Genomic DNA, 9,580 nt, shown 5'->3' on the forward strand with positions numbered 1-9,580 from the left:
GCGCAAAGTGTGCAGCGGTTTTGCGATAACGACATGCATACAACAGGCACCTGAAGCGCGTCGTACGAGGCCCGTCGAACGCGACGCGCTTACCGACTTGAGTCGGCGGATTGTTCCGCACTATGATCTAGCGGCGCTGCCGGAGATCCGCCGATGCCACAACGCCCCTATGATGAGCGCCTGCTCCGTCAGGCGTTCGAAGTCGCGCGCAAGGCCCGCGATGCTGGCGAACATCCCTTTGGTTCGCTGCTCGCTGACAAAGACGGCAATGTGTTGCGCGAGCAGCCCAACGCTTACAAAGCCCACGGGGGCGACCGCACCGCTCATGCCGAAAGGCTGCTGGCCTCGTGGGCGGCGATGAATGTCAGTCTCGAAAAGCTGGCCTCTTGCACCCTCTACACTTCGGCCGAACCTTGCGCGATGTGCTCCGGCACAATCTATTGGGCGGGCATCGGACGGGTCGTCTTTGGGCAGAGCGAACACGACCTCAAGCGGCTGACGGGCGCACATGTCGAGAATCCCACGCTCGACCTGCCCTGCAGGATCGTCTTCGAAGCCGGGCAGCGTCCGACTGAAGTCGTCGGCCCGCTGCTTGCCGATGAAGCGGCGCAACTCCAGGCCGAATTCTGGAAGGACAAGTAGCTCAATTGCCGCGCGGCGGGAAAACGAGTGAGTGCTAGGCTCAGGACTTATTGATTAAAAGTATTGTCCCCTTCAAACAAGTGAAGCGGGGATCATCGGGGAGCCTTAACCCCTTTGGGCCTAAAGAGCAGTGGGGATGGGGTTGCCGGTTCCATCCCTGCTCAACTGCGAGATGCGCAATCGGCCAGCTGAGATTTCCTCCCCGTCGCGAACGACTACGACCACGAGTTTTGCAGGCTCCTGGAAGACCAAGGTTGACAGTTGAATGTTCATGCTAAGAGCCAATAATTTGACTGCATCCTTCTCAAATTCGAGGGGTCCTCTCTGGGGGATGATGTCGGTCTTCGGCACTGGAGCTTCTATCAAATCAACTACCCCACCGGCCTTGGATTCAAGACGAACTTTTATCGCGAGGGTAGGCAAAGTTTCTGGATACGGCTCAAGGTATTTAATCAGACACCATAGCCCAGTGGGCAACGCCCACGGCAAAGGTCCGTCGAATAAAACGGCATCATTATAGACCCCTATGTGCAGTTGCTTCCCGTTGGCCTCCTGTCGAAGGTCATCGCAAAACACGACGCTAGCATGGGGGTTCAAAATCATGCTGCCTCAAGGCGTATTGAGACCGCACTGACGGTATCGGTTCCCGGCAGGATGGGATGCTGCCCGGAACTTGGTGTGGTCCCCGCTCCGAGCGTGAGCGGCTGTATCTCGCCCGCGGGCCCAAACCGACGGTTCATTTTTCTGTCTACGACCACAACCTCTACGTCTACCTCAAGGGCAATCGCGAGGTCCGAGATAGTGTCTATTTCCCAGTTCGGCTTTGTTCCTGAAAACCAGCGAGAGACCGCAGACTTGTTAATTCCGAGGCGATCAGCAAGCTGACTGAGGGTGAGCCCTGTTTCCGCTTTCCTGGCTTGGATGACCGCCCAAAAGGCACTCACAAAAGCCGAACGAAGCATCCCACGTTCGAACTCTTGAACGAACGCTTGGTCGGAAACCTTATTAGATTTTTTCATCCACATCTCGACATATTCCCTTCACGTACTCTAACGCTGTTGCTGCACGAAAAGGTTGCGCATTACCCATGGTGTTGCCCCAAAGATCGGGGATTCCAGCGGCGGTTTCGCTATAGTTCTTTTTGATTCCTAGCCAGTGTCGGCAATGCAGTCCTAAACCTATGAATACACCGGCGTCGAGGAACCTACCGAATAGACGCACTTGGACATGCCTGGGCTTTCGCGCACAAATTACCCAGACCTCGTCAACAGAATGCAGCCGTTCGATGTCTGGCCCCCGATCGTCTGGGTCTCCTTTGAGGCTTGCCGTCACGAACCAACCGAAACAAAAAATCGCGATCAGTTCTTCCATTTTCGCCATCGGCAAATGGCTTAAGTCGGGATCCTTCCCAGCTAATCCTCTATAAACATTTGGCGTCACATACAGAAACCGCTTGGCCTCCACCTTCTGGTTAAGCGCAGGCCGCGCGACGAGCCGACCGGTTTCGACCGCCCGATACAAAATAGAGTTAGTTGCGTTTAAAGTCAACAATTTCCCCCGCTGGCCGCACCGTTCCTCTCGAATGGGGAAATGTGTTATTACCAGCCAGGAGATAGCCTATGTCAGATTCGAGCTTGAGTCAGGCCCTGCAAGCAAATCGATTGGAAGATTTCATCAAGCAACGGAAGCCAAAGGCGTTGGCCCTGTGGATAAAGCCGTTCTTATCCCAAAGTCATCAAACACAAGACAGGATCAGATCAACATCGCGTTCTGCATCAGGCGATAGTTCGACCGGAAAGTGAATTCGGCAAGGTAGCGATCCATGTATTTGGCCGGCGCGTGAATGTGGTCGAGCGAACCGAGTTCTTGAACAGGCTCCAAAAAATCTCAACATAATTGGTCGAAAGGAATTCGCCGGTGGCGTTGTAGAACGTCGACCAAATGTTTTTGCAGTGCCTCACGGTGCCGAGCTTGTACCCGTCACCCTCTATAACCCATAGGACATGAGTTCGTCGGTCGAGACGACAGAGCCCTTCTCAACGTTGCGCGTCGGGGCTGGCCCAGTGCCGCCATCGCGTCAGCTGCGCCCGTCAGCTCGTCTTGACGTATTTCCGCCAGCTGTGCTCCGGCCGGAAGCCGAGCATGTCGCGTGCCTTGCGGTTGGAGAGCAGCGTCTCGTAGTCGCCAAGGTCGCCCTTGACCGGCACATCGGGGTAAAACCGCTTCAGGAGTTCGGCTGTCGGCAGGTCGGACGAGGTGTCGTCGTTGGCGGCGTTGAACACCTGATAGCCGAGCCCGTCCTTCTCGATGGCGTGCAGCGTGATCTGGCCGAGGTCGCGCGCGTCGATATAGCTCCAGGCGATGCGCTTGCGGAAACCTGGATCGGCGAACCATTTCGGAAACAGCGAATATTCATGCGGCTCGATGACGTTGCCGATGCGCAAGGCATAAATGTCGAAGCCGCTGCGCAGGGCAAAGGCGCGCGCGGTCTTCTCGTTGACGACCTTGGACAGCGCGTAGCTGTCCATCGGGTCGACGTCGTACTCCTCGTCGAGCGGAAAATGCGTCGGGTTGCGCGGCTCGTTGGCGAATACCAGCCCGTAGGTCGTTTCGCTGGAGGCGATCACCACCTTGCGGATGCCGAGTTTCACCGCGGCCTCGATGACGTTGTAGGTGCCGAGCGCGTTGATGCGGAACACCTCATTGTCGGGCGTGATCATGATGCGCGGGATCGCCGCGAAATGCACCACGGCATCGACCGGCTGCGTACGCAGCGACGGGTCGAATTCGTGCAGGCCGATATAGCTCGACAGCGCATTGAACACCTGCCCGCTGTCGGTGATGTCGGTGATCAGCGTGCGCACCTTGGGATTGTCGAGCGGCTTGGTGTCGATGTTGAGCACCTGGCAGCCCTGCTCGACCAGATACTGCACGACGTGGCGCCCGGCCTTGCCGCTGCCGCCGGTGAACATGATCCGCTTCGTCATTTTGCTCTCCCTAAGATTCATGTGTATTGTCAGACAATATCGAACTCTGCAATCGCCTGCCATGGCGTGCGGCAAAAACCCGCTTCAACAATTCGCCGGCAAGGTGCAGCGCCGTCATCCATCATTGCAAAATAGGACGAAACGACATGAACACGACTGCCGCGAGCGAAAAGATCGGCTTCATCGGGCTTGGCCTGATGGGGCACGGGATCGCGAAGAACATCGTCGATAAGGGCTATCCGCTGACGTTTCTCGGCCGCAAGAACCGCACGCCTGCGGAAGACCTGCTCGGCCGCGGTGCCAGGGAAGCGGCGACCTCGCGCGACGTCGCGGCGGCATCCGATATCGTCTTCATCTGCGTCACCGGCTCGCGCGAGGTCGAAGCCATCATTCGCGGCCCAGGCGGTCTCAAGGAAGGCCTGAAGCCGGGATCGGTTGTCGTCGATTGCTCGACCTCTGATCCCGTTTCGACGGTGGCGCTGGCCGCCGAACTCAAGGCGCTCGGCGTCGCCTATGTCGATGCCCCGCTCAGCCGCACCCCGAAAGAGGCTTGGGAAGGCACGCTCGATGCCATGGTCGGCGCGCCCGATGCGGTCTTTGCCCGGCTGAAGCCGGTGCTCGAAACCTGGGCCGGGCGTATCGTCCATATCGGCGACACCGGTGACGGCCATCGCATGAAGCTGCTCAACAATTTCATCTCGCTCGGCTACGCCGCGATCTATTCCGAGGCGCTGGCGCTGGCGCAGAAGGTCGGCATCTCGCCGCCGCGCTTCGACAGCGTCATCCGCAACGGCCGCATGGATTGCGGCTTCTACCAGACCTTCATGCGCTGGACGCTGGAAGGCGACCGCGACGCGCACAAATTCACCATCGCCAATGCCTTCAAGGACCTCACCTATCTCGAATCGATGGCGGGTGCCGCCGGCATCGCCAACCCGCTCGGCAACGCCACCAAGAACGCCTTCGCCGGCGCCTTCGCGGCCGGCCCCGCCGACCAGTATGTGCCGGATGGCAAGAAGCAGACGATCTGAGGCGGCCGATCAGCTCTCTGCCACGCAAGCTCACTTCATTCCGAGGCGTAAGCGCCACTGGCGAAGCTGCCGACCTCCCCTGAGGCAGTGCAATCGCATGTAGGCAGGTGCCCCCTCACCCGGATTGCCAACCGAATTGCAAAGGGCAATTCGGGGCAATCCGACCTCTCCCCGAGGGGAGAGGAGGTCGCCAGCGCCGGCGTCAGCCTCTTCTCCCCAGCGGGAAGAAGGTGGCCGCCCACGGGTCTTGCCTCCGGCAAGCCCGAGGACAGGCTCCGCGGCCGGATGAGGGGAACTCCCTATGCGATTGCCCCGCCTTGTTGGGGCGATGTCCGGCAGGGCAGAATGGGTTCCATCCGACGTTGGTATCGGCAGCACGCGCAACGCCAGAAACAAAAAACCCGCCTCGGGAGGCGGGTCGTTGGAGCCAATTAGCACCATACCGAAATTAGTAGCATAGCTGCCGGCACAAAGCAAGAACAAAATAGCTGCGACGGCAAAAAGTCCGAATTCCTTTCCCACCCGAGGTCGCCGCCCTCATTGCCTAGCGTTGATGATCAGCGAAAGCCGAAGTGGCATCCAATCTCCCCCCTCGTGGGGGAGATGTCCGGCAGGACAGAGAGGGGCGCGAAGGAAGGCGAGTTTTGCAATCGTTCGGAGCAACGCCAGCCCTGGCGCATAAATCACCGCCGCGACCGGCCGATGACATCGTCGGTGTTGGCAAGAAGCCTGTGCACCGCGGCGCGGGCTGCGGCGGGCCGCTGCAGGCGGATGTTCTTCTCGATCGCCTCGTGCAGTGCCTGCGCCCGCCGCTGATCGCTGGTCTCGCGGGTGACGAACTGGAACAAATGGTCGAGCGCCGATTCGATCAGCACGCCGAGCGGCACCAGCAGATCGTTGCCCGAGGCGCGCAGGATGGCGAGGTGAAACCGCGTGTCGGCGCGCGTGCGCTCCTGCAGATTGGTTGCCTCGCCCATCTCGCGGCAGGCCTGACTGATCTCGGCCATCTGCTCGTCGGTGCGCCGCATCGCGGCAAAGGCGCTGGCCTCCGGCTCGATGATGTGGCGGAATTCCTGCACGGTCCTGAGGAACACCTCGCGGTCCGGCGAGGTCGCATACCAGGCCAGCACGTCGCGATCGAGCAGGTTCCAGCGCTCCTTCGGCTCGACCCAGCTGCCGATTTTCGGGCGTGACGCCAATAGGCTCTTCGCCATCAGCATTTTTATGGCTTCGCGCACCGCCGAGCGGCTGACGTCGAAGGTCTCGGACCATTTGGCTTCGTTGGGCAGGATGGTTCCCGGCGGATAGTCGCCGCGCACGATCCTCAGCCCGATTTCGTTGGCCAGCGACGCATGCACACTCGAGCCGGGAAAGTGTGCGGCATCGGCACGTCGAACGCCTGCCGGCCGCTCAGCCTCTGCCTTGAATTTGGCGGGTCGCTTTTTTGATGTCGCGTCCGGCATTGGTATTCCCCGGCAACTGCTTGTCGAAAGCCTGAACTCAGGGCACGGCAAAGCAGCGGCCTACGCTCCAAAGCAGCGTCGCCTCGTGCGTTTTGTATGGACAGTGCGAACGGGGCGCCCGTCGAAGGGCGCCCCGAAATTGCCGACCTACTTCTGGATGCAGGTGTCGACCGTGTCCTTGGTGCATTCGTCGAGGCCGGTGAACACCGGATCGGCGACCGGCTTGCCGCCGACCAGGTCGATCATCACCGAGGGCGCCTTGTAGCCCATCTCGAACGGCCGCTGGCCAACCAGCGCGGTCACCAGCCCGTCACGAGCAATCGCCACCTCGTCGCCGATCGTGTCGGCGGCGCCGATGACGAAGGCGTTGCTGGCGATCTTGTCGGCCATCGGCTTGAACAGGTCGCGGTAGGGCTGCGGAGCACCGAACAGCGGCCAGCCGCCCATGATGCCGAAGGCGTCGAGATCGGGATTGGCGGCGAGGATGTCGGTCATCGCCTGCACGCCCTTGGCGCCGTCGTCATTGGTGAACACCGGGCAGCCGGCAACTTCCGTCCAGCCGCCTTCGCCCGCCAGCGCCGCGAGGCCGTCCTTGCCCGACAGCGCGTCACGCATGCCCTGCGCGCGGCGCAGGATGTTGTCGGCGGCCGGATTGCCTTCGATGGTGCAGATCTTGCCGCCATTCGGCTTGGCCTTCTTGATGTATTCGCCGATCTTGTGACCCATCAGGTAATTGTCGGTGCCGAGATAGGTCTTGCGCAGCGCCGCATCTTCCTTGCTGAGGTCGGCGTCGAGGGTCATGATCGGGATCGACGGATTGGCGCTTTTGATCGTCTGCGCGATCAGCGGCGCGTTCGATGGCGAAATCGCCATTGCCACCGTATCGGGCTTGCTCAGCATGTCCTGGACGATCTGGGCTTCACCGGCCTCATCCGAGGTCGATGCCGGTCCGGTGTAGAAGCACTCATATTCCGAGCTGGCGTTTTCCTTGTTCCACTTCTCGCAACCCTGGTGGATGGCCTCGAAGAATGGATTGTCCAGACCCTTCACCACGATGACGAGCTGTTTCTTGGCCATAGCCGGCCCGGCACCCAACGCCATGACGGCGGCGGCAGCGAGCAATAGTGATTTCCTCATGTCAGTCCTCCCTTTTGAAACAAACGGACACCGCGTGCCCGCCACACACAGATCGACCCGGAGCAAGATGACAGAGGACGTCGCACTCGTGTCGCCAAGCCAGGTCGATAAGCATTTTCATATTCAGTCTCAGACCGGCACCGACAGATATCGCTGGTTACCAAATCCCTGACCGACAAACCCTCACCGATTCCTTCCGGCAACCCGGGGGCTCGGCGCAAGCTCCTCCGACACTTAGCTAATATCGCCTTGTCACCGACGTCAATGCTATTTGTCCTACAAAACTGATTTTTCGAAAGAAGCCGTGGTTGACGCCAAGGAGGCTTATGCGTAAATGGGCAAAATCGCTGCTTCCGGGAGGAACTGGGGAGAGCGAATGGCCGCGGCAGAACCGCAGGCCGCAAAGCACGGGGAGGCAAGAAGGCTGGTGGCGGTTCTCGAACTCACCAAAATCTCGAAGCATTTTGGCGCCATCCAGGCGGTCAACGACGTTTCGTTGTCGATCGAGGCCGGACAGGTTGTCGGTCTGATGGGCGACAACGGCGCCGGCAAGTCGACGCTGGTCAAGATGATCGCCGGCAATTTCCCACCGAGCCATGGCACGATGCAGATGGACGGCAAGGAGCTGATCCTGCACAAGCCGGTCGAGGCGCGCCAGCACGGCATCGAAATCGTCCATCAGGATCTGGCACTGTGCAACAATCTTACGGCCGCCGCCAACGTCTATCTCGGCCGTGAATTGCGCCGCGGCCTCGGGCCGCTTCGTATCCTCGACTATGCCGCGATGTACAAGCGTGCCGGCCAGATCTTCGCCGAGCTGAAATCCGAAACGCGCCCGCGCGACCTGGTCAAGCAAATGTCGGGCGGCCAGCGGCAGGCGGTGGCGATCGCCCGCACCATGCTTTCGCAGGCCAAGATCGTGCTGATGGACGAGCCGACGGCGGCGATCTCGGTGCGCCAGGTCGCCGAGGTGCTGAACCTGATCCGCCATTTGCGCGACCAGGGCATCGCCGTCGTGCTGATCAGCCACCGCATGCCCGACGTCTTTGACGTCGCCGACCGCGTCATCGTCATGCGGCGCGGCCGCAAGGTCGCCGACAAGACGATCGCATCGAGTTCGCCGGAAGAAGTCACCGGACTCATCACCGGCGCCATCGAACAGGTATGATTGACGCCTCAACCATGAGTAAAAAAGGTCGATAATGGCAGTCACCCTTGATCAGACGATTGCGCACAAGCAGCACACCTTGCTGAGCAAGGTGTTTGCCAGCCAGACCTTCTGGGTGGTGATCGCGGTCATCCTCGCCTGCCTGTTCCTGTCGGTGGTCACGGATTCCTTTGCCACGACCAAGAACCTCTACAACATCACCCGCAACGTCACCTTCGTCGCCATCGTCGCGCTCGGCATGACCTTCGTCATCATCACCGGCGGTATCGACCTGTCGGTCGGCTCGGTGCTTTGCCTGTGCTCGATGGTGCTGGCCGTGACCATGCATGCCGGCTACGGCATCGAGATCGGCATTGGCGCTGCGATCGCCACAGCGCTGATCATCGGCGCCTTCAACGGGGTTCTGATCGCCTATCTCGGCTTTCCGCCTTTCGTGGTGACGCTCGGCATGCTGTCGATTGCGCGCAGCCTAGCCATGGTCGCCTCCAACAACACCGTCGTCTTCCAGTTCGGGCCGGACCACGACAAGCTGCTGGCGCTGGGCGGCGGCGCCTGGGTGTTCGGCATCGCCAATCCGGTGCTCTACATGATCGTGCTGGCGTTGATCACCGGCTTTGTGCTGCGCTGGACCAAATTCGGCCGGCACATCTTCGCCATCGGCGGCAACGAGCATGCGGCAACGCTGACCGGCGTTCCGGTGCGCCAGATCAAGGTCGTCGTCTACATGATCTCGGCATTGGCGGCTGGCCTTGCCGGCATCATCCAGACCGGCTGGCTGGGCGCGGTCACCACCAATCTCGGCAACGGCATGGAGCTTCAGGTGATCGCCGCCACCGTCATCGGTGGCGCCAACCTGGCCGGCGGCATGGGCACGGCTTTCGGCGCGGTCGTTGGCGCGGCGCTGATCGAAGTCATCCGCAACAGCCTCGGCCTGCTCGGCATCAATGCCTTCTGGCAAGGCGTGTTCATCGGCGGCGCCATCCTACTGGCGGTCCTGTTCGACCGCATCCGCAATTTCAGGCGCAACGACTGACGTTCAAGCGCAGCCCCCCTTCTCCCCTTGTGGGCTAGCGTGCGCACACATCTGCTTCGGAGAGGTGTCAAGGGAGTTTTGGTTGGGTAGCAGGTTTGGCTTGCGGGGTTGGAATCATG

Annotated in this window: 10 protein-coding genes and 1 pseudogene; 4 read left to right on the plus strand and 7 right to left on the minus strand. The window is 60.5% G+C overall.

Translation table 11 applies throughout. The features are described from left to right. The first annotated feature begins 153 nt into the window (after positions 1-153). The gene (locus tag NKI54_RS32395) at positions 154-642 is read left to right on the plus strand and encodes a nucleoside deaminase (protein WP_023675810.1); all 489 of its coding nucleotides are present in this window, start codon (positions 154-156) and stop codon (positions 640-642) included. A 120-nt stretch (positions 643-762) separates the two neighbouring features. Here the strand turns inward: NKI54_RS32395 and NKI54_RS32400 are convergent, their stop codons facing one another. From NKI54_RS32400 to NKI54_RS32420, 5 genes and pseudogenes are all read right to left on the minus strand, one after another. After that, the gene (locus NKI54_RS32400; protein WP_352595396.1) at positions 763-1,245 is read right to left on the minus strand and encodes a hypothetical protein; all 483 of its coding nucleotides are present in this window, start codon (positions 1,243-1,245) and stop codon (positions 763-765) included. After that, positions 1,242-1,661: a helix-turn-helix domain-containing protein gene (locus NKI54_RS32405; protein WP_352595398.1), complete on the minus strand. Its 420-nt coding sequence runs from the start codon at positions 1,659-1,661 to the stop codon at positions 1,242-1,244. The genes NKI54_RS32400 and NKI54_RS32405 overlap by 4 nt, the downstream gene beginning before the upstream one ends. Next, positions 1,648-2,190 carry a hypothetical protein gene (locus NKI54_RS32410; protein ID WP_352637298.1) on the minus strand — a complete coding sequence of 181 codons (543 nt, stop codon included), beginning with the start codon at positions 2,188-2,190 and terminating at the stop codon, positions 1,648-1,650. The genes NKI54_RS32405 and NKI54_RS32410 overlap by 14 nt, the downstream gene beginning before the upstream one ends. A 204-nt stretch (positions 2,191-2,394) precedes the next feature. Continuing rightward, positions 2,395-2,689, minus strand: a pseudogene (locus tag NKI54_RS32415) (transposase); the annotation flags it as partial. A gap of 43 nt (positions 2,690-2,732) precedes the next feature. After that, on the minus strand, positions 2,733-3,629 hold the full coding sequence (locus tag NKI54_RS32420) for an NAD-dependent epimerase/dehydratase family protein (RefSeq protein ID WP_352595404.1): 897 nt from the start codon (positions 3,627-3,629) through the stop codon (positions 2,733-2,735). Positions 3,630-3,775: 146 nt separating this feature from the next. Between NKI54_RS32420 and NKI54_RS32425 the strand changes: the two genes are divergently transcribed. Beyond that, the gene (locus NKI54_RS32425; RefSeq protein WP_352693702.1) at positions 3,776-4,660 is read left to right on the plus strand and encodes an NAD(P)-dependent oxidoreductase; all 885 of its coding nucleotides are present in this window, start codon (positions 3,776-3,778) and stop codon (positions 4,658-4,660) included. Between the two features lie 683 nt (positions 4,661-5,343). Here the strand turns inward: NKI54_RS32425 and NKI54_RS32430 are convergent. Together NKI54_RS32430 and NKI54_RS32435 are read right to left on the minus strand one after the other, a co-directional pair. Further along, positions 5,344-6,123, minus strand: a complete 780-nt coding sequence (locus NKI54_RS32430) for a FadR/GntR family transcriptional regulator (protein ID WP_352453764.1) — start codon at positions 6,121-6,123, stop codon at positions 5,344-5,346. Between the two features lie 147 nt (positions 6,124-6,270). Then, positions 6,271-7,260 carry a sugar-binding protein gene (locus tag NKI54_RS32435; protein WP_352453763.1) on the minus strand — a complete coding sequence of 330 codons (990 nt, stop codon included), beginning with the start codon at positions 7,258-7,260 and terminating at the stop codon, positions 6,271-6,273. 427 nt (positions 7,261-7,687) lie between these two features. Between NKI54_RS32435 and NKI54_RS32440 the strand changes: the two genes are divergently transcribed. Continuing rightward, the gene (locus tag NKI54_RS32440; protein WP_352637304.1) at positions 7,688-8,428 is read left to right on the plus strand and encodes an ATP-binding cassette domain-containing protein; all 741 of its coding nucleotides are present in this window, start codon (positions 7,688-7,690) and stop codon (positions 8,426-8,428) included. Positions 8,429-8,462: 34 nt separating this feature from the next. After that, a complete protein-coding gene (locus NKI54_RS32445; protein WP_352637301.1) occupies positions 8,463-9,461 on the plus strand; it encodes an ABC transporter permease in 999 nt (332 codons plus the stop codon). Positions 9,462-9,580: the final 119 nt, after the last annotated feature.

The sequence above is a fragment of the Mesorhizobium sp. M0663 genome (assembly GCF_040320585.1).
GTDB lineage: Bacteria > Pseudomonadota > Alphaproteobacteria > Rhizobiales > Rhizobiaceae > Mesorhizobium.